This window comes from Paenibacillus sp. FSL L8-0340 (genome assembly GCF_038593145.1).
Classification (GTDB): Bacteria; Bacillota; Bacilli; order Paenibacillales; family Paenibacillaceae; genus Paenibacillus_AQ.
This window is the reverse complement of record NZ_CP151967.1, coordinates 697,789-718,397: the sequence shown is the minus strand read 5'-3', so window position 1 is coordinate 718,397 and position 20,609 is coordinate 697,789. Positions and strand designations below refer to the sequence as shown.

Here is a 20,609-nt window from a genome sequence, read left to right as displayed (position 1 = left end):
AAAGCCGGGCGCACCTTGAGCTCAAGAACCCCCGATTTTGCGTAGCAAACAGGGCGGGTTCTTGAGCCTTTGATCTTGGCGCCCGGGACAAAGCCGGGCGCGCCTTGAGCGAGAGAACCCCCGATTTTGCGCAGCAAACAGGATGGGTTCTTGAGCCCTTGGCCCGGCGAGGCAGCATGCCGCCAGGACGCGGAGCGCCGTAGAGCGTGTCCCGGCCGTGCGCAGCACACAGGGACAAAGCGGGCACCCGCACCCCAGCCTTCTTAGCAAGTTAAAAGCAAACTCCTACCGCCAAACTTTCGGGTGGCCGGAGGGCAGTGCCCTTCGGAATCCCCCTTCGCAAGGGGGACTTAGGGGGATGGGCGTCAGCAACTGCACCCGTCCTTCTCTTCCCCGCCGAAATCCACCTGCGTCGGGTAATCGTTATCGAAGCAGGACAGGCATAAACCGCCTTTGTAATCATTGCTATTATAGCCGCCGATGGATTGGATCAGCCCTTCCGGTGAAAGGAAGGCCAGGGAATCGGCGTTGATCTCCTCGCACATTTCCTGAATACTCTTATAGGAGGCGATGAGTTCACGCCGGTCAGGTGTATCAATGCCATAGAAGCAAGGGTTCTTAAATGGCGGCGAGGTAATCCGCACATGCACTTCAAGCGCCCCGGCCTCGCGAAGCAGGTTCACGATCCGGCGCGAGGTGGTGCCGCGCACGATGGAATCGTCGATCATGACGACGCGCTGGCCTTCAACGACGCGGCGCACGGCGCTCAGCTTCATCTTCACGCCTTGCTCACGAAGCTCCTGGCTCGGCTGGATGAACGTCCGGCCTGTGTATTTGTTCTTGATCAGTCCCAGCTCATAAGGGATACCCGTTTGCTCGGCAAAGCCGATGGCTGCGGAGATACTGGAATCCGGTACGCCGGTTACAATGTCCGCATCCACAAAAGCTTCAAGCGCCATCCGGCTCCCCATCCGCTTGCGGGCGGAGTGCAGGTTCGAGCCGTTCAGGTCGCTGTCCGGCCGGGCAAAATAGATATATTCCATTGCACAAAGCGCCTTGCGCTTCGGCTCAGCGAAGCGGTCTTCCCGGAGGCCGTCTTTATCAAGCACGAGCAATTCACCCGGCTCAATATCACGCACCAGCTTGGCACCGATAACTTCCAGCGCACAGGACTCTGAAGCGAAGACATAGGCTTCACCGAGCTTGCCCATGACGAGCGGACGAAGTCCGTGCGGATCAGAAGCAACGATTAGCTTATCGTTGGTCATCAGCAGGAAGGCGAAACCGCCGACCAGCTGCTGCAGGGCATCTTTCGTGGCTTCGACAAAATCCTTCTGCGAACGTGCGATCAGATGCGCCAGTACCTCGGTATCGCTTGTAGTCTGGAAAATAGAGCCGCCTTGCTCCAGCTGCTTGCGGATCAGCGGTTCGTTGACAATATTACCGTTGGTGGCAATGGCCAGATCGCCATCACGGTATTTGAAGACAAGCGGCTGCGCATTGGTCAGCCGGCTGTCGCCGCTGGTGGAATAACGCACATGGCCGATGGACATGTCACCAATCAGTGAAGCAATTTTATCTTTATCGAATACTTCCTTGACGAGGCCCATGCCGCGGTGATAGTTGAAGTCGCGTCCGTTTGCCACGCAGATGCCCGCGCTTTCCTCTCCCCGGTGCTGCAGCGCATGCAGTCCATAATAAGACATGGAGGCGGCTTCCGGGTGTCCGAAGACCCCGAATACGCCGCATTCTTCTTTTAAAGTGTCAAAAATATCTCCCGATCCCGATCCTTCGTTGTAAAAATCGCCGGTCCACAGGATAGGAGCCGCCTGCTCTTTCCCGGTCTTTATTTCATAAGACATGGAATAGCATCCTCCCAAATGGTTTTTAGTTCCGTTACAGCTTCATCCAATGCAGCCGTACCGTCTAGGGCCAGGCGCAGTCTGTCCCCGCCGACGGTTCCGATGATTTCCACCGGCACGCCGTAAGCGGCAACTGCTGCTTTCAGCTCTTCCGCACGATCAGGAGCAGCGGTCAGTACGATACGGGATTGGCTCTCGCTGAACAAGGCCACATCGGGCCGCAGCCCGTTCGCGGACAGCTCTACGTTAGCGCCAATACCGCCGCTGATGCAGCTCTCTGCCAGTGCAGCCGCAAGGCCGCCTTCGGAAAGGTCATGCGCCGAGCGGACCAGACCGCCGCGGATCGTGCCAAGCACAGCATCCAGCAACTTTTGTTCAGTAGCCAAATCCAGTGCCGGCGGACGGCCTTCCGTCAGGCCATGTACAGCATATTGGAACTCACTGCCGCCAAGCTCAGCCTTGGTCACCCCAAGCAGCAGAATGGCGTCACCCTCTTGCTTGAAGGCTTGAGTGGTAATGTGATCGGTATCTTCCACGAGACCCACCATGCCGACAACCGGTGTCGGATAGATCGCTCCGGAAGCATTTTCGTTGTACAGGCTGACATTTCCGCCGATAACCGGCGTATCCAGCACACGGCAGGCTTCCGCCATGCCGTCTACCGCACGTTCCATCTGCCAGAAAATCTCCGGCTTCTCGGGACTGCCAAAGTTCAGGTTATCTGTAATCGCCAGCGGTTTAGCCCCGGAGCAGACAATGTTGCGGGCCGCTTCGCTGACGGCAATCCGGCCACCGACTTCAGGGTCCAGATAGACATAACGGCCATTGCAGTCCGTAGTCATTGCCAGGCCTTTGCGTGTGCCGTGGATCGTAACCACTGCCGCATCGGAACCGGGACGAACCGCTGTGCTGGTGCGAACCATATAGTCATATTGGTTGTATACCCATGCTTTGCTTGCTACGGTAGGGGAAGCGAGTACCGTGCGCAGCGCGCCGCCCAGATCGGTAACCTCGGCATAACGCAGAGTATCGACCGATGCATTCTCTTCATAATAAGCAGGAACTGCTGACGGTTTGTTGTAGATTGGACACTCATCTACTAGAGCCGTTACCGGCATATCGCCGACAACCTCACCGTGATGGAACAGCTTCAGGCGGCCGTCATCGGTTACCTTGCCCACTTTGCGGCAAATGACGCCCCAGCGGTCAAAAATCTCCTGTGCCTGCGCCTCATCCTTAGGCTCCACCACAAACAGCATCCGTTCCTGTGATTCCGACAGCATCATCTCGTAAGGTGTCATGCCTTCTTCACGCTGCGGCACCTGATCCAGATACAGCTCCAGGCCATTGCCCGCTTTGCTGGCCATTTCTGCGCTGGAGCAGGTCAGGCCTGCCGCGCCCATATCCTGAATGCCAAGCACGATGCCGCTGTCGATCAGCTCCAGGCAGGATTCCATCACCAGCTTCTCCATAAACGGATCCCCAACCTGCACCGCTGTCTTCTTGGCTTCCGACTCCTCGCTCAGTTCCACGGAGGCAAACGTCGCCCCGTGAATACCATCACGCCCTGTAGGCGGACCTACGTAGAATACGGGGTTGCCTACACCTTTGGCGACACCGCGCTGGATTTTATCGTGGTCGATCAACCCGACACACATCGCATTGACCAGCGGATTGCCGTCATAGCTGTTGTCGAACATGATTTCGCCGCCCACAGTCGGAATACCAATACAATTGCCGTAACCTGCGATACCGGATACGACATGCTCGAACAAATATTTTACCCGGTCGCTCTCTAGCTTCCCGAAACGCAGGGAGTTGAGCAGTGCTACCGGTCTAGCACCCATGGAAAAAATATCGCGGATAATCCCGCCCACACCTGTAGCCGCACCTTGATAGGGCTCTACCGCCGACGGATGGTTGTGGCTTTCGATTTTGAATACAACCGCCTGGTTGTCACCGATATCGACAATGCCGGCGCCTTCGCCCGGTCCCATCAGGACACGCGGCCCGCTTGTCGGGAACCGGCTAAGCAGCGGCTTTGAATTTTTGTAGGCGCAGTGCTCGGACCACATCACGCTGAACACACCGATTTCCGTATAGTTAGGCTTGCGGCCCATGAAGGATGTGATCAGTTCATATTCGCTGTCCGACACGCCGAATTGACTGTAGATTTTCTGCTCCGCGATTTGCTCTGCGGTCGGCTCCTTAGCGGATACTTGCTGCTTCATAACGATCCCTCCAGCTTTTGAGTATAGATGTAAACATCCGTTTGCCGTCTTCCGAGCCCAGCAGACTGTTCGCTGCACGTTCCGGGTGAGGCATCATGCCCACCACATTGCCCGCTACGTTGCTGACGCCTGCAATATGGGATACCGAACCGTTCGGATTGTCGCTATATGTGAATACGATCTGATTGTTTGCTTTGAGCGACGCCAAAGTCTCTTCATCACAGTAATAATTGCCTTCGCCATGCGCGATCGGGATGACAATCTCTTCATCCTTCGCATAATCAACAGTAAACGGGGTTGTGTTATTAACGACCTTAAGCACGGTATCATGACAGCGGAATTTCATCGACATGTTGCGGCGCAGCGCACCCGGCAGAAGTCCAGCTTCGGTCAGAATCTGGAACCCGTTGCAGATGCCAAGCACGAATTTGCCCTGCTCCGCAGCTTTGGCCACTTCAGCCATCACCGGAGCAAACCGGGAGATCGCGCCGCAGCGCAGATAGTCACCATAAGAGAAGCCGCCTGGTACTAGAATGCAGTCATACGCCGACAGGTCTGTCGCAGTATGCCACACATAATCCACGGGTTCGCCAAGGCTGTCTTCTACCGCCTTATAGCAGTCAATGTCGCAATTCGAGCCTGGAAAGACGAGTACAGCAAATTTCATGACTTTTAGTCCTCCAATTCGTATCGGTAATCCTCGATCACCGTGTTGGCCAGCAGCTTTTCGCACATTTCCTTGAGGCGTCCTTCCGCTTCGGCGCGGTTATCTGTATCGAGAGTAAGCTCCATATATTTGCCGATACGCAGACTTTCAACTTCCTGGAACCCTACCGAATGCAATGCTCCTTGCACGGCTACACCTTGGGGGTCGAGCACGCTTTTCTTGATGGTGACATAGACTGTCGCTTTTAACATACGCTTGTAGTTCCTCCTAAAATTTTATAGGCCTCAATGGGCAATCAACAAGAATTAACAAGAACTCGGTTGTACCTGTACTTACTATTGAGATAACTGCATTCTATACAGCTAAATTCCTTTTATTTCGGGCAAAATCCACTTTAGTTGCATTCCATACAGCTATATTTTGAAATAACCGCCGTTCCAGGCTTGTTCGCCTGATTTAGTTGTACCGGATACATTTAAAAGGCAGCCCGCGGCGATTTTGCTCAAAATAACTGCAGAGAGTGCAACTAGCGGATACATTACAGCAGGCCAAGTTAATAAACTATAAAGACTTGCCGGTTAGGCGATGATAGATGTCCAGATAACGGCGGCTCGTCTCTTCCACGACTTCAAGCGGCAGCGGGTCCGGCGTGCTGTTCTTGTCCCAGGAGGATGCGGCAAGATATGTCCGGACAGGCTCTTTGTCCATGCTGTCAATCTCAATATCCAGACTGTATTTATCTTTGGCCCAGAAGCGGGATGCATCAGGGGTGAAAATCTCGTCGATCAGAATCACTTTGCCGTCCAGCAGACCGAACTCAAACTTGCAGTCCGCAAGGATGATACCGTGCTCTTCACAGTACTCTTTGGCAAAAGCGAACAGCTTCAGGCTTTTCTCCTTCAGCTCAAGCGCCAGGTCGGCACCGATCAGCTCCTGCATCTGCTCAAAAGAGATATCCTCATCATGGCCTACATCATTTTTGGCCGCAGGGGTGAAGATCGGCTGGGCCAGTACAGCGTTTTTGCGCAGGCCTTTGGGCAGTTCGATTCCGTTAACTTTGCCGGTCTCCTGGTACTGCCGCCAGCCCCCCCCGGTGATGCAGCCGCGCACGACACATTCAATATCAATGCGCTCTGCTTTGCGGACAACCATGATCCGGTTCTTGAGCGCCTCTCTGTCGCGTGCGATATCTCCTAGCTGGTCCACATCAATATGCACGACATGGTTCTCCATCAGGTCCTTCGTCAAGCCAAACCAGAAAGCGCTGAGCCGGTTCAGCACATTGCCCTTCTCCGGCACCGCCGGATCAAGCACATAATCGAATGCAGAGATCCGGTCCGTAACGACAATCAGGGTCTGTTCACCCAAGTCATACAATTCGCGAACCTTTCCTTTATAGAGCAGCGGTGCATTTACGAGATCCACAGCCGTGGATACGGCAGGGTGTGTCATGACCTTTCCTCCCTTGTACAAATGATCTTGCATATATTAGATAAGCTCCAGCTTACGGAAGATAGTGTCGACATGCTTAAGGTGCCATGTAGGGTTGAACGCATCTTCAATCTCTTCCGGGCTAAGTACAGCGGTGATTTCAGGTGTGGCTTCGACGATGTCGCGGAACTGGGTTTGCTCTTCCCAAGCCTGCATCGCACGAGGCTGAACGGTATCGTAAGCCTGCTCGCGGCTGAAGCCCTTGTCGATCAGCTTGGTCAGGATACGGCCGGAGAACGGCACGCCGAAGGTCCGGTTCATATTGCGCTTCATATTTTCCGGGAACACGGTCAGGTTCTTCACGATGTTGCCGAAACGGTTCAGCATATAGTTGAGCAGCATGGTCGCATCCGGCAGGATAATCCGTTCCACCGAAGAGTGCGAGATGTCGCGTTCATGCCACAGCGGTACATTCTCATAAGCAGTAACCATATGACCGCGAATGACACGTGACAGGCCGGAAATATTCTCGCAGCCGATCGGATTGCGTTTATGCGGCATGGCGGAGGAGCCTTTTTGACCTTTGGCAAAAGCCTCTTCCACCTCGCGGATTTCACTCTTTTGCAGCGCGCGGATCTCGGTGGCGAACTTGTCCAGTGAAGTGGCGACCAGCGCCAGCGCAGCCATATATTCGGCATGGCGGTCACGCTGCAGGGTCTGCGTGGAGATCGGTGCCGGGCTGGTGCCCAGCTTGCGGCAGACGAACTCTTCCACGAACGGGTCGATGTTGGCATAAGTGCCGACCGCGCCGGAGATTTTACCGAACTGCACGCCGTTCGCGGCATGGCGGAAGCGCTCCAGGTTGCGTTTCATTTCCTCGTACCACAGCGCCATCTTGAGTCCAAAGGTCGTCGGCTCGGCGTGAACGCCATGTGTGCGTCCCATCATCGGCGTATCCTTGTAAGCTACCGCTTTATCCTTAAGAATTTCAATGAAGTTAATGATGTCCTGCTCCAGAATTTCGTTCGCCTGGCGCAGCAGGTAACCCAGCGCCGTATCGACAACATCCGTGGAGGTTAATCCGTAATGCACCCATTTGCGCTCCGCGCCAAGGCTTTCGGATACCGCACGGGTAAAGGCGATCACGTCATGGCGGGTTTCAAGCTCAATCTCGTTGATGCGTTCAATATCAAACTTGGCGTCCTTGCGCAGCTTAGCGGCGTCTTCCTGCGGAATAACTCCCAGCTCCGCCCAGGCTTCACACGCACATATTTCCACTTCGAGCCATGCATTGAATTTATTTTCTTCGGTCCAAATGGCCCGCATCTCAGGTCTGCTGTATCGTTCGATCATATCTTGTCAGTTCCTCCAAAGGTTAGTTTGCTCCACCCAGGACAGACCGTCTCCGGTGTCCTTGCAGAGCAGGTTGATATGGCCCATCTTGCGGCCGGTCTTGCTCTCAGTCTTGCCATATATATGAAGCTTGGGTGAAATCCCCAGCCGGTTTGCTGCTTCGTCCATCCCACTAATCTGCTCCATTGCCCCGTCCAGATGCTGCCCAAGCACATTCACCATGACTACAGGAGTCAAAAGCGAGGTATCTCCAAGCGGCAAGTTGCAGATCGCCCGGACATGCTGCTCGAACTGCGAGGTGACGCAGGCGTCCATCGTGTAATGCCCTGAATTATGCGGGCGCGGAGCCAGTTCATTGACGAACAATTCTCCGTCGTCTGTAACAAACATCTCTACCGCCAGCAGTCCGACGGCATTCAGTCCGGACACCAGCTGCTCGGCAAGCTCGCAGGCTCTCCGCTGAATCTCTTCCGGCACACGGGCAGGCACAATCGACAGATGCAGGATGTTGTTCACATGAATATTCTCGGCAGGCGGAAAGCTCTTGACCTCACCGGATGCGCTGCGGGCAGCAATGACAGAGATTTCGCAGCTAAAAGCAACGAATTTCTCCAGCACCAGCTCCGGCATAACGTTTCCGGCTGAGGCTGCGGAATGGGTGGAGCTGTCTGTTCCGCCAGCTTGGGGCGCCTCCTGCGCTCCGCCAGCTTCCGGCGCGACCTGCCGGAAGGCTGCTTCCAGCTCTTCCGGCCGGCGGATGACGGCTTGTCCCTTGCCGTCATACCCCCCTGTGGCTGTCTTCAGCACACAGGGCAGGCCCAGGTCGGCGGCTGCGGCGTTCAGCTCCTCCAGGCTGCCGACCTTGCGGTACGGGGCAACGGGCACGCCTGCCGCCTCGATGGCCGCTTTCTCGCGCAGCCGGTGCTGCGTGGTGTACAGCAGCGCGCTGCCCTGGGGCACGTACGACTCTGCCGTCAGCAGCGCGGCCACGCCCGCATCGACGTTCTCGAACTCGTACGTGATCACGTCCGAGCGGTGCGCCAGCTCCCGCGCCGCTTCACGGTCGTTGTACGCCGCGTGTATCTGCGGCGTCACCTGCCCGCAGGGCGCATCCGGCGCCGGGTCCAGCGCCACGAAGCGGTAGCCCATGGCGCTGCCGGCCAGCGCCATCATCCGCCCGAGCTGGCCGCCGCCCAGCACGCCGATGGTTGCACCGGGGCGCAGCGTCCGGGGCCTGTCTCCACCCGGTGCGGCGAGTCCGTAGGACACCGCTGCCTCCTGGCCTTGAGCTTTCAGGTCATTCTCTTCGCCCCGCTGTCCAGCCTGTCCCTGCTGTGCCAGGACTTCCAGGCCATTCTCTTTGCCCCGCTGTCCAGCCTGTCCCTGCTGTGCCAGGACTTCCAGCCCATTCTCTCCGCCCCGCTGTCCAGCCTGTCCCTGCTGTGCCAGGACTTCCAGGCCATCCGCTGCTTCGCCCCGCGATTGTCTCCCATCCCGCATCGTGCTCACTTCCAAACCGTCCGGCTTCAGCTCTTCCGGTTTCATAAGGTGTCGCTGCTTTCCAGCACTTCGCGCTCTGTAGCTTCGCGCCGCTGCTGCACCCGGCTCTGTACCTCTGGCTCGAACGCGCCGATGATCTGCGCCGCGAGCAGCCCTGCATTGACGGCCCCGGCCCGGCCAATGGCTACTGTCGCCACCGGAATGCCGCCCGGCATCTGCACAATGGAGAGCAGCGAGTCCAGGCCGTTAAGCGCCTTGGACTGCACCGGAACACCGATAACGGGCAATACCGTCTTCGCTGCCACCATTCCCGGCAGATGCGCCGCGCCGCCTGCTCCGGCGATAATAACGCGAAGTCCGCGGCCCGCCGCTTCCTCCGCATAACGGAACATCAGATCCGGTGTGCGGTGTGCGGAAATCACTTTTTTCTCATAAGGCACACTCAGCTCTTCCAGCACCGCACAGGTATGCTCCATCGTTTCCCAGTCGGATTTGCTGCCCATAATAACCCCAACTTGCACAGACATGACTCAACCTACCTTCCGTTCCCGATATAGATACTCTTATCTGCTTTAAGTTTGTCCCATTTCCCGCAAGTTTCCCATAATTCCGAAAAAAAAAGCCCGGATTCCAAACGCATTCTGCTGCGGGTGGACCCAGACTACTGCAGGAATCAGGAGGGACTACCCCATCTGTCTCCGCCTCGGCAGAGCATACAGGGACAAGCACATAGTGCACTGCCCAAATACCCCGGGGCGCTCTGATGGCCATTCTAGTCATCCTATTTCCTCGTAGTCCGGGAATTTACGGTTGCCGGGTAGAAACTTCCGGGCCTTATCCCCGGTTTTATACGAGCTCTTCATAGGTTCAGTTTAACAATGGCCTACACTTCATGTCAACTTAAACACGAACATTGTAAAATTTACACGTTAAATCGTTCGCTTTTTGCCAATTTCTAATTCCTGTTCTTGGCTAATTGGGCAGGGAAACTAAAGAAAAAGGGGGGAACACCTTTGTGCTCCTCCCAGAATAAAATCTATTATTTTACGACCAGTACCGGAATACGGGCGCTCTGCACCACATTATGGCTTACGCTGCCCAGAACAAATTCACGTATTCCGCCAAGACCGCGGCTGCCGATTACAATAACATCCACATCATGCTCCTTGGAATAATTCAAGATCACTTCTGCAGGAGATCCTTGCAGCAGCTCCACCGTAGCATTCAGTCCTTCCGCTTCAAGCCGGCTCTTCACTTCTTCTGTGGTCTGCACCGCCAGATCATAGTAATCTTTGTTTACAGAAGCTGGTAGAGGTGCAAGAGCTTCCCCAATAAAAAAGCGCGGGAATTCAAATGCGTGTACAACGTAAAGAGATGAACCCGGAGTTACCTTAGCCAGCTCGATCGCACGCTCCAATGCCTGATTGGATGCCTTGGAACCGTCATAGGCGAGCAAAATTTTTGAGAATAACATGTACGCCACCTCTTTTTCTGTTTTGTGTAGCCATAACGTAATTCAAAAAAGCTTACCTTAAAAAGTACCCATACAGCAGGATATTAAGCAGCAACAGCAGCGGAATTCCGATCCTGAAAGAAGTATGCCGCGTCTTGTGGCGCTTGCGGTACATGGCAGTCAGCACACCCAGCGCACCGCCCATAAATGCCAGCAGAAAAAGCGTCTTCTCAGGTACGCGTTCCCGCCTTGTTCGGGCCTTGTTCTTGTCCTCGGACATTACCACATACCCGATAATATTAATTAGTGCAAACCACAGCAACACACCCTTGACCATTCCTTCCGGCTCTCCTCCCTCTTATCCTATCTACTTCATATTATAGTACCCTTTCCGGCAAAAAACCAATAATCCTCACATTACCTGCCACGCATGCGCCCTTGTTTTCCTGTTATTTCGCGGGACCCGCCAGCATCCGTAATCCATACCCAGGATAATACGGCAGCAAGGGCTGCCGCGATCCCTCCCAGCCAGAATCCGCCGCTTAAGCCATAAGCAGAGCTCATCCACCCCGCCACAAATGGCCCTCCTGACATGCCAATCGCATACACCGCCTGATAGAAGCCCATCGCAGTTGCCCGTTTAAAGGGCGCCACTCCCGATACCGATTTGCCAAGCAGCAGCGGAAAAATAAGTCCCTGCATAAAGCCGTTCCCGATTTGTGTCGCACACAAGGCGGCAAGCGTCGGCATTGAAGGAATCAGCAGCGTGAACAGCGCGCTTCCGGCAAAACCCAGCAGCAGAGTCCCCCGGTCGCCAAGCAGCCTGCCAAATAGACGGGAACCATAGAGTGTCGCAATGGCATGGGGCAGCATAAATGCCAAAGTCAGCCAGCCTAAGCTCTCCTTGCTTGCACCGATGTCCAGCGCCTGGTTCGGAGTATAGCCGAACATTGTAATAAAGAGCACACAGTGCGCCAGCACGGATAACAGCGAGACTTTGACCAGCAGCGGCTCTTTAATTACCGCAGCAAGGTCTTTAAGCTGGATCGCATTCTCCCGCTTCTCCTGCTGCTGTTCCGGCAGACGCAGGGCGAGTACCAGAGCCGCTATCGCCACAAGCCCCCCGATAACAAACGGGGCATTCCAGCCCCAGTGCTCCACCATGTAGCCGCTGATCATCATGCTCATCAACTGGGCGATGACCGTAGTGAACTGCAGCATACCCATCGCTTTTCCCGCTTCCTCTTTCGGAAAATAGCCGGCAAACATCACCGAGTACACTACCCAGGCGGAGGCTGCTATTCCGGATACGGCACGAGCCGCCAGTGCCCAGCCCGGATGCGCTCCCGCCATAAACAGCAGGCAGCTTGCGCCGCTGGCGATCAGCCCCAGATAAATGAACGGCCGCCGCCGGTTCAAATAATCCGAGCCGATTCCGATCGGCAGCCGGAACAGAATCTGCATCAGACCGTATATCCCCAGCACTGAGCCGACCATAACATACGAAGCTCCGAGATGCTCCACATAGGGAGAGAGCACCGGAACATAAATATATGAAGAGAACCAGAACATAAAGACGATGACCAGGAAGAAGAAACGGCTGCATTCCTTAGTCTTTGAACCTTCTACCGCCTGGGCCCCGTTTTCTTTTGGCTTAGGCACTGTCACTTTACCACCCGCTTATTCATTTTTTAGAGTTGCTCCTGCTCTTTTGCCGATCTTCTTAGTAAAACATATCTGTCTTTTGTTTGACAGCCCTAAAACGGAAAGTGATTTGGAACCTGTATCTCTCCAAGACTTCGGTGCATGCAGCACCCAAGTCGCCCTTCTTAACCTAAATAAGCCTGCCGGGGATTCCGGCAGACTTATTTAGGTTTCTTAATCTATAGTTTAAAAGTCCGCTCCACAGAGGTTATTACGCTTAATTCCCCTTCTGCTTGGCCTCCATTGCCGCTTTGAGCAGCTCACCCAGATTTGAGCCTACGCTTTCAGGTTTGCTGTACTGCTGCACCAGCTTCTGCTGCTCACGTTTATTGATATGCTTGTGGTCCTTGTCCATCGTCTCTGTTATTCCGCAGCCCAGACACTGCACATAGAGACCCGCCTTGCCTTCCTTAAGCTCCATTTTCTTATGGCACTGCGGACACCGGCGGTTTGAAAGCCGTTTCTCTCCGGCACGGGTATAGCCGCAGTCATCAGCAGGGCAGACCAGCAGCTTGCCCTTTTTGGTCTTCTTCTCCAGCATTCTTGTCCCGCATTCAGGACAATGGCTGCTGGAGACATTATGCGGCTTGTATTCTGCGCCGCTGCTCTTGACGCCGGATACGAGCTCCTGCGCCATACTGCGGATGCCTTGCAGAAAAGGCTCGGGCCGCCCTTGTCCGCGGGCAATCTTCTCCAGCTCGGCCTCCCAGCGCGCCGTCAGCTCCGGCGTGCGCAGCTGCGCCGATACTAGTTCAATCAACTGCTTCCCTTTGCCTGTCGGGTGAAGAGAATTGCCTTGCCGCTCGATAGTATCCGAGCTGACCAGCTTCTCAATGATATCGGCCCGGGTTGCGGGTGTTCCGAGGCCATGCTTCTCCATCTGAGTCAGCAGTGAAGCCTCGTTATACCGTTTGGGCGGCTGTGTCCGCCCTGGACGGATCACACAGCGCAGAACCTTAACGGCCTCACCTTCACGCAGCTCCGGAAGCTTCACACTGCTTGCCGCAGGCTCATCGGCTGTATTGTCTTCTTCGTCGTCATTGCTCATATCACCGCCGTATACCTCACGCCAGCCTGCGTCCTTTACCGTGGTGCCTTTCACATGAAAGCTCTCGCCTTCCACGCTTACCGTGACGGCCACCGCGTCATAACGGGCCGGCGGATAGAACAGGCTGATAAAACGCCGCACGATCAGATCATAGAGCTTACGTTCTTCCGCACTAAGCAGATTTAAGAGCACTGTCTGCTCCGTAGGAATAATGGCATGGTGATCGCTCACCTTGCTGTCATCTACTATCCGCTTTGTAATGGGCAGCGGTTTACGCAGCAGCGGCCGTGCCAATGCCGCATAGGGTCCGACAGCGATGCTGTCCAGCCGTTCCTTTAACGTTCCCGTCATATCCGAGGTTAGATAACGGCTGTCCGTACGCGGATAAGTGACCAGCTTATGCTGCTCGTACAGACGCTGCAGCACACTGGATGTTTGTTTTGCCGAGAAGCCGAACTTGCGGTTGGCATCCCTCTGCAGCTCGGTGAGATCATACGCCAGTGGATGCGGCTCGCTTTTCTCGCTTTTTTGCACCTTGGCGATACGCCCGCTGCGGCCGGTAAGCTTGTCATTGAGCTTCGCTGTCTTCTCCTTGTCAAAAATCCGGCCATCCCCGCCCGGAGCACGCCAACCCGCCTGGAAATTCCCGAAATCTGCGGTCAACATCTCATACTCCTGGGAACGGAAGCCTGTAATTTCGTTCTCCCGGTCCATGATCATGCCGAGCGTGGGTGTCTGCACACGGCCTGCCGACAGCGGAGCACCGAACTTGCAGGTTAAAGCACGCGTAACGTTAAGACCAATCATCCAATCCGCCTCTGCGCGGCAGCGCGCCGATTCATACAGACGGTCAAAATCCCGGCCCGGACGCAGTGACGCAAATCCCTCTTTGATCGCCTTATCCGTCTGCGAAGAAATCCATAGACGCCGGAACGGCTTTTTCCAGCCGGCCATATTCATAATCCAGCGGGCCAGAAGCTCCCCTTCCCGCGCTGCATCCGTTGCAACGATCAGTTCGTCGATATCCTGGCGTTTCATCAGCTGCTGCACAGCCTTATACTGCTGGCTTGTCTCACGCAGCACCTTCAGTTTGGCCTTCTCCGGCAGAATCGGCAAATCCTCCAATGCCCAAGAAGCAAATTTATTGTTATAGTCTTCAGGCTCTGCCAGACCAACCAAATGCCCTAAAGCCCAGGTAACTACATATTTCGGACCTTCAATATAGCTCTTCTGTTTATTCCCGCAACCCAGCACCCGTGCAATCTCACGCGCAACCGACGGCTTTTCCGCCAATACCAATACCTTCATAATTCTCTCCCTCCCTTGCCAACAACCTATTATACCATGATCTAAAAGACCGCAAATATCGTCAGGCTGAATTCTGCCTCCACATTATACAATAGGCTGTATCCGTTATCCGAAAGGAGTCACAGCAAATGTCCAAGCAAGAAGTGTATAATGTCATACCAGTAGGTGTGGTTGCCGGGCAGCCTGACAATCTGCGTCTTGAGCTTAAACCTGAATTTCGCCCTGCCTTGAAAGGCCTGCAAAATTTCAGCCACTGCCAAATCCTTTGGTGGATTCATGAGTTTGCAGATGACCACTTCCGGCAAACCACACAGGTTCAGCCTCCATATGAGGCACCTGTAAGTGGAGTTTTTGCTTCCCGCTCTCCTGTCCGCCCCAATCCTTTAGGCCTTAGTGTAGCTGCCATAGTGTCTGTCGATATGGGATCGGGCATTGTGGAGGTTGCCGGACTGGATGCTTACCCTGGTACGCCAATTCTCGATATCAAGGCTTACTTTCCCAGTACGGACCGCGTCAAAGATGTCTCTGTCCCTGAATGGGCCGCCGGCTGGGGAGACTGGGTAGCTGATTAATTATTGTGATAGCTGCTCAGCTGCAGCAAATCACATTTTATTCCATTAATTCTTGAGGGGGTAGACATGAACAATTCCCAGCTCATCGTCCAGGCTTTGGACCATATTGAAGCTGAACTGAAATCTCCATTGTCTGTCACTGCCCTCTCCAGGAGAACCGGCTATTCTCTGTATCATTTCATTCGTTTATTCCAGGCCATTACGGGGATAACACCGGGGGATTATATAGCCAGACGCAAAATTACCGAGGCTGCCAAGGATCTTAAACGATGGCCGGAGCGTTCTTTCCAGGACATTGCACTGGATTATCATTTTAACGACTACGAGACCTTCACCAGGGCCTTTAAAAGGTTGCTGCATACCACACCGACGCAGGTCCGCAATAAACGAAATAATCCTCTGCTTCCACTGCTGCACCGGCTTCACGAACAGGATCTGCTTCATTTGCCTGTAGTTCAAGGAACGCCTCCGCAGATCGTAAAGCTAGATGAAATTACTCTCAAGGGACCTATTGTGAACGTTATCGCTGACTATTCTGTAATCTCCGAAGCCTGGTCCCAGCTGTTCACCAGAGTGCCCAGCCTGCACGGCCGCAGGCTTCCCGAACGGTATTATCAAGTGGGCTACTGGGCTGACGATTTTGAAAACAGCGGGGCTTCCTTTATATGTGCTTGCGAGCTTTACCTTCAGCCAGAGATATCGGGCCGTCATCAATATGCCGTAACTCAAACCGCTTATCGCCATTCCGCCTCTGAACAAGCGCAACTATCGGCAGATTTTCCTGTTTATACCTTGCCTGCAGCCACCTATTTAAAGTTCATACATAAAGGGTTGTCGAAGGATGTCTCTTATACCTACAAATATATTTATGAGACTTGGCTTCCAAAAAGTGAATACCGGCTTTCCCTGCCTTACGAATTCGAATATTATGGCGAGCAATATCTGGGCCCGGATGACAAAGATTCAATAAGCGAGATTTATGTTCCCTTGGAACTGCTATAACACAAATGTCCGTATCTGCTAAGCAGACACGGACATTTGTATAGGAGGGTCTAAGTATCGGATAGTTCCCCCTCATGTATAATTCCTATATGTATTTCCGTTAATGTACTTCTTCACCAAGTTCCAGACAAGCTGCAAATGATATGACCTGCTCCAGCTTTCCCTGAACAAATGCACCTTCACTTGTTAGCAGTGACCGCACAATCATCAGTTCATCCCCATACTTTGCCTCCTGTACATAAGTAATCCGGAACCGCTTCAGTTCCTTCAAACCCCATTCTTCCAGAGACAAAACATCGCAGCATAAATCACCATAACGTGCATTGTTCAAATGATTATTGCTGTCCAGACCACTATATCTGACCTGATACCGGTAAGCTTGTTCCATGGAGATGTCCTGAGGAATGGTTACCTTATCTGGAATACTGCCGACCGAATCACCTTCATAATGCAGTACTGATATGGGAAGAGCAGATGGCCGCAGCAGCTTACGCTTCTCCGTATCCACAAGCGCCCAGATTGAACGCGCCACAGCTACCTCTGTATGATCCTTATCATAAATACGGTAGTCACGCTGCCACATGGCTCCCTTGGTCCCTTTACTCCATGTGTGCACTGTCAACTCATCATTCAGCCGGGGGATGCGTTGAAACTCCAGATCAAGAGTGATCATCATCCAGCCCATCCCTGCCTCCAGCATCTGTTCAAGACTGAGGCCAAGTGCACTTACCGCTGAGTCAGCCGTACGCTGCATCATTTCCAGAATAAAAGACAGCTTAGCCTGGGAACGGTAATCCGTATCGCTGGCTTGAACTACAAATCGTTCTATCCACACAAGATTGTCTGTATTATCCACTGAAATATCCCCTTTACTTGCCAAGCTCCTTATTATCAACATTAAAATTCACATATATCCACAAATACTCAATACTATCCACATTAATTGGGGAGTACTTTTGATTCGCTGTATGTTTCATGATTCTTATCCACATGTGGACAAGTTTTTCTTCTGTTCACTTTATCCCCTATCCTATCCACATTCAATAGCCAGCAGTTAAATCTTAACGCAAAAGGCAACAAAAAAGCCACTGTTGAGAAACTCAACAATGGCTTTGTGTGCTTGGCGGCGTCCTACTCTCCCAGGACCCTTCGGTCCAAGTACCATCGGCGCTGGAGGGCTTAACGGTCGTGTTCGGGATGGGTACGCGTGGAACCCCTCCGCTATCGCCACCAAACGGGCATTTACAGCGTAAATGCTTCAGGAACCTTAATTCCTGAAAACTGAATCCGAAACGAATCTGCGTCTTAATTTGTTGGATAAGCCCTCGACCGATTAGTATTGGTCAGCTCCATGCATTGCTGCACTTCCACCTCCAACCTATCTACCTCGTCGTCTTCAAGGGGTCTTACTAATTGGGAAATCTCATCTTGAGGGGGGCTTCACGCTTAGATGCTTTCAGCGCTTATCCCGTCCGTACGTAGCTACTCAGCCATGCTCCTGGCGGAACAACTGATGCACCAGCGGTACGTCCATCCCGGTCCTCTCGTACTAAGGACAGCTCCTCTCAAATTTCCTGCGCCCACGACAGATAGGGACCGAACTGTCTCACGACGTTCTGAACCCAGCTCGCGTACCGCTTTAATGGGCGAACAGCCCAACCCTTGGGACCTACTTCAGCCCCAGGATGCGATGAGCCGACATCGAGGTGCCAAACCTCCCCGTCGATGTGGACTCTTGGGGGAGATAAGCCTGTTATCCCCAGGGTAGCTTTTATCCGTTGAGCGATGGCCCTTCCATGCGGTACCACCGGATCACTAAGTCCGACTTTCGTCCCTGCTCGACTTGTAGGTCTCGCAGTCAAGCTCCCTTATGCCTTTGCACTCTTCGAATGATTTCCAACCATTCTGAGGGAACCTTTGAACGCCTCCGTTACTCTTTAGGAGGCGACCGCCCCAGTCAAACTGCCCGCCTGACACGGTCCCCGTACCCGATTAGGGCACCAGGTTAGAACCTAGATACGATCAGGGTGGTATCCCAACGGCGCCTCCGCAGAAGCTTGCGCTCCTGCCTCTACGGCTCCCACCTATCCTGTACAGATCGTACCCAAATTCAATATCAAGCTGCAGTAAAGCTCCATGGGGTCTTTCCGTCTTGTCGCGGGTAACCTGCATCTTCACAGGTATTAAAATTTCACCGGATCTCTCGTTGAGACAGCGCCCAAGTCGTTACGCCATTCGTGCGGGTCAGAATTTACCTGACAAGGAATTTCGCTACCTTAGGACCGTTATAGTTACGGCCGCCGTTTACTGGGGCTTCGGTTCACAGCTTCGGATTACTCCTAACCGCTCCCCTTAACCTTCCAGCACCGGGCAGGCGTCAGCCCGTATACTTCGCCTTGCGGCTTCGCACAGACCTGTGTTTTTGCTAAACAGTCGCTTGGGCCTTTTCACTGCGGCCCCCTCGGGCTATTCACCCTACCGAGGCACCCCTTCTCCCGAAGTTACGGGGTCATTTTGCCGAGTTCCTTAACGAGAGTTCTTCCGCGCGCCTTAGAATTCTCTTCTCGCCTACCTGTGTCGGTTTGCGGTACGGGCACCTTCTCCTGGCTAGAGGCTTTTCTTGGCAGTGTGAGATCATGACCTTCGCTACTATAATTTTCGCTCCCCATCACAGCCCAGCCTTAACGGTGTGCGGATTTGCCTACACACCAGCCTCACTGCTTAGACGGACATCCATCAGTCCGCGTCACTACCCTCCTGCGTCACCCCATCGCTCATAGCGGATTACGGTGGTACAGTAATTTCAAACTGTTGTCCTTCGACTACGCCTTTCGGCCTCGCCTTAGGTCCCGACTTACCCTGAGCGGACGAGCCTTCCTCAGGAAACCTTGGGCTTTCGGCGGATCAGATTCTCACTGATCTTTTCGTTACTCATACCGGCATTCTCACTTGTATGCTGTCCAGCGCTCCTTACGGTACACCTTCAACCCACATACAACGCTCCCCTACCCCAGATGCAAAGCATCTAGCCATAGCTTCGGTGGTGTGTTTAGCCCCGTTACATTTTCGGCGCAGAGTCACTCGACCAGTGAGCTATTACGCACTCTTTCAATGGTGGCTGCTTCTAAGCCAACATCCTGGTTGTCTGTGCAACTCCACATCCTTTCCCACTTAACACACACTTGGGGACCTTAGCTGATGGTCTGGGCTGTTTCCCTTTTGACAATGGATCTTAGCACTCACTGTCTGACTCCCGGCAAGAAGTTAATGGCATTCGGAGTTTGACTGAGCTTGGTAACCCTTGCGGGCCCCGCACCCAATCAGTGCTCTACCTCCACCACTCCATTCACCGAGGCTAGCCCTAAAGCTATTTCGGGGAGAACCAGCTATCTCCGAGTTCGATTGGAATTTCTCCGCTACCCCCACCTCATCCCCGCATTTTTCAACATACGTGGGTTCGGGCCTCCAGTGCGTGTTACCGCACCTTCACCCTGGACAGGGGTAGATCACACGGTTTCGGGTCTACGTCCACATACTTAAGTCGCCCTATTCAGACTCGCTTTCGCTGCGGCTCCGGCTTCTCACCTTAACCTTGCATGTTAAACGTAACTCGCCGGTTCATTCTACAAAAGGCACGCCATCACCCCTAGATCGGGCTCTGACTTTTTGTAAGCACACGGTTTCAGGTTCTATTTCACTCCCCTTCCGGGGTGCTTTTCACCTTTCCCTCACGGTACTGTTTCACTATCGGTCGCCAGGTAGTATTTAGCCTTAGCAGATGGTCCTGCTGGATTCATACGGGGTTTCACGTGCCCCGCACTACTCGGGATCCGTCTCGGAGAGAACACAGTTTAGGTTACAGGGCTTTTACCTCTATCGCGGGCCTTTCCAGACCTCTTCGCCTACCATATTCCTTTGTAACTCCATGTGAGACGTCCCACAACCCCAAGGGGCAAGCCCCTTGGTTTAGGCTGTTCCGCGTTCGCTCGCCGCTACTGACGGAATCACTATTGTTTTCTCTTCCTCAGGGTACTTAGATGTTTCAGTTCCCCTGGTCTGCCTCTATCTCTCCTATGTATTCAGAGAGAAGTAACTGCGAATTACCACAGCTGGGTTTCCCCATTCGGACACCCCCGGATCAAAGCTTGCTTACAGCTCCCCGAGGCAGTTTCGTTGTTCGCCACGTCCTTCGTCGGCTCCTGGCGCCTAGGCATCCTCCGTGTGCTCTTATTAGCTTAACCAATGCGTTTTCCCAGAGGGAAAATCGCTAGCATCGCTATAATTAAAACTTGTTTACACAAGTTTCAGCTAAAAGATGTTCTAAAACGCAAATTCGTTTCGGTATCCAGTTTTCAAGGATCAAGGTACTACTTGAGAGCTTAAACTCTCAAAACTGACCAACGAGTGAGTAACAGGCCTAAACCTGAGTTTTGGAAGCTAAGCTTCCGATTTGAATGTTTCCATTGCAGGAAACGATT

General features: G+C 53.6%; 15 protein-coding genes, 2 rRNA genes and 1 riboswitch. Of the genes, 2 read left to right on the top strand and 15 right to left on the bottom strand.

All coding sequences use genetic code 11. The annotated features are described in order from the left end of the window. Positions 1–365: 365 nt before the first annotated feature. The 12 genes from purF to NST07_RS03220 all read right to left on the bottom strand — a co-directional run bounded on the left by purF (position 366) and on the right by NST07_RS03220 (position 14,557). A complete protein-coding gene (purF, locus tag NST07_RS03275; protein ID WP_342481031.1) occupies positions 366–1,862 on the bottom strand; it encodes an amidophosphoribosyltransferase in 1,497 nt (498 codons plus the stop codon). Further along, the gene (gene purL / locus NST07_RS03270; protein WP_341377232.1) at positions 1,847–4,093 is read right to left on the bottom strand and encodes a phosphoribosylformylglycinamidine synthase subunit PurL; all 2,247 of its coding nucleotides are present in this window, start codon (positions 4,091–4,093) and stop codon (positions 1,847–1,849) included. Before purL ends, purF begins: the two co-directional genes overlap by 16 nt. Then, positions 4,071–4,760, bottom strand: a complete 690-nt coding sequence (purQ, locus tag NST07_RS03265) for a phosphoribosylformylglycinamidine synthase subunit PurQ (RefSeq protein ID WP_341089673.1) — start codon at positions 4,758–4,760, stop codon at positions 4,071–4,073. The genes purL and purQ overlap by 23 nt, the downstream gene beginning before the upstream one ends. Before the next feature lie 5 nt (positions 4,761–4,765). Then, complete coding sequence (gene purS / locus NST07_RS03260) at positions 4,766–5,011, bottom strand: phosphoribosylformylglycinamidine synthase subunit PurS (RefSeq protein ID WP_019913657.1); 246 nt, start codon at positions 5,009–5,011, stop codon at positions 4,766–4,768. Between the two features lie 310 nt (positions 5,012–5,321). After that, positions 5,322–6,212 carry a phosphoribosylaminoimidazolesuccinocarboxamide synthase gene (locus tag NST07_RS03255; protein ID WP_341377231.1) on the bottom strand — a complete coding sequence of 297 codons (891 nt, stop codon included), beginning with the start codon at positions 6,210–6,212 and terminating at the stop codon, positions 5,322–5,324. Between the two features lie 36 nt (positions 6,213–6,248). Continuing rightward, complete coding sequence (purB, locus tag NST07_RS03250; RefSeq protein ID WP_038585664.1) at positions 6,249–7,544, bottom strand: adenylosuccinate lyase; 1,296 nt, start codon at positions 7,542–7,544, stop codon at positions 6,249–6,251. A 6-nt stretch (positions 7,545–7,550) separates the two neighbouring features. After that, positions 7,551–9,089: a 5-(carboxyamino)imidazole ribonucleotide synthase gene (gene purK / locus NST07_RS03245; protein ID WP_341089668.1), complete on the bottom strand. Its 1,539-nt coding sequence runs from the start codon at positions 9,087–9,089 to the stop codon at positions 7,551–7,553. Beyond that, positions 9,086–9,571, bottom strand: a complete 486-nt coding sequence (purE, locus tag NST07_RS03240; RefSeq protein WP_341089667.1) for a 5-(carboxyamino)imidazole ribonucleotide mutase — start codon at positions 9,569–9,571, stop codon at positions 9,086–9,088. The genes purK and purE overlap by 4 nt, the downstream gene beginning before the upstream one ends. A gap of 245 nt (positions 9,572–9,816) precedes the next feature. Continuing rightward, a riboswitch (purine riboswitch) is annotated at positions 9,817–9,918 on the bottom strand. Between the two features lie 165 nt (positions 9,919–10,083). Beyond that, positions 10,084–10,518 (bottom strand): universal stress protein, encoded by a 435-nt coding sequence (locus NST07_RS03235; RefSeq protein ID WP_038585655.1) that lies wholly within the window; start codon positions 10,516–10,518, stop codon positions 10,084–10,086. A 52-nt stretch (positions 10,519–10,570) separates the two neighbouring features. Beyond that, on the bottom strand, positions 10,571–10,834 hold the full coding sequence (locus tag NST07_RS03230) for a DUF1294 domain-containing protein (protein ID WP_038585652.1): 264 nt from the start codon (positions 10,832–10,834) through the stop codon (positions 10,571–10,573). 80 nt (positions 10,835–10,914) lie between these two features. After that, complete coding sequence (locus tag NST07_RS03225; RefSeq protein WP_341377228.1) at positions 10,915–12,159, bottom strand: MFS transporter; 1,245 nt, start codon at positions 12,157–12,159, stop codon at positions 10,915–10,917. 259 nt (positions 12,160–12,418) lie between these two features. Continuing rightward, the gene (locus NST07_RS03220) at positions 12,419–14,557 is read right to left on the bottom strand and encodes a DNA topoisomerase III (protein ID WP_076110164.1); all 2,139 of its coding nucleotides are present in this window, start codon (positions 14,555–14,557) and stop codon (positions 12,419–12,421) included. Between the two features lie 128 nt (positions 14,558–14,685). Between NST07_RS03220 and tsaA the strand changes: the two genes are divergently transcribed. Together tsaA and NST07_RS03210 are read left to right on the top strand one after the other, a co-directional pair. Next, entirely contained in the window at positions 14,686–15,129 is a 444-nt protein-coding gene (gene tsaA / locus NST07_RS03215) for a tRNA (N6-threonylcarbamoyladenosine(37)-N6)-methyltransferase TrmO (RefSeq protein ID WP_341377227.1), read from the top strand. A 66-nt stretch (positions 15,130–15,195) separates the two neighbouring features. Continuing rightward, positions 15,196–16,131, top strand: a complete 936-nt coding sequence (locus NST07_RS03210) for a helix-turn-helix domain-containing protein (protein WP_342481030.1) — start codon at positions 15,196–15,198, stop codon at positions 16,129–16,131. 100 nt (positions 16,132–16,231) lie between these two features. On the opposite strand, the gene NST07_RS03205 is transcribed toward NST07_RS03210, so the two are convergent. The 3 genes from NST07_RS03205 to NST07_RS03195 all read right to left on the bottom strand — a co-directional run bounded on the left by NST07_RS03205 (position 16,232) and on the right by NST07_RS03195 (position 20,372). Beyond that, the gene (locus tag NST07_RS03205; protein WP_341089663.1) at positions 16,232–16,987 is read right to left on the bottom strand and encodes an acyl-ACP thioesterase domain-containing protein; all 756 of its coding nucleotides are present in this window, start codon (positions 16,985–16,987) and stop codon (positions 16,232–16,234) included. Positions 16,988–17,249: 262 nt separating this feature from the next. Beyond that, positions 17,250–17,366: ribosomal RNA gene (gene rrf / locus NST07_RS03200) — 5S ribosomal RNA — on the bottom strand. Between the two features lie 78 nt (positions 17,367–17,444). Continuing rightward, a 23S ribosomal RNA gene (locus tag NST07_RS03195) occupies positions 17,445–20,372 on the bottom strand. Positions 20,373–20,609: the final 237 nt, after the last annotated feature.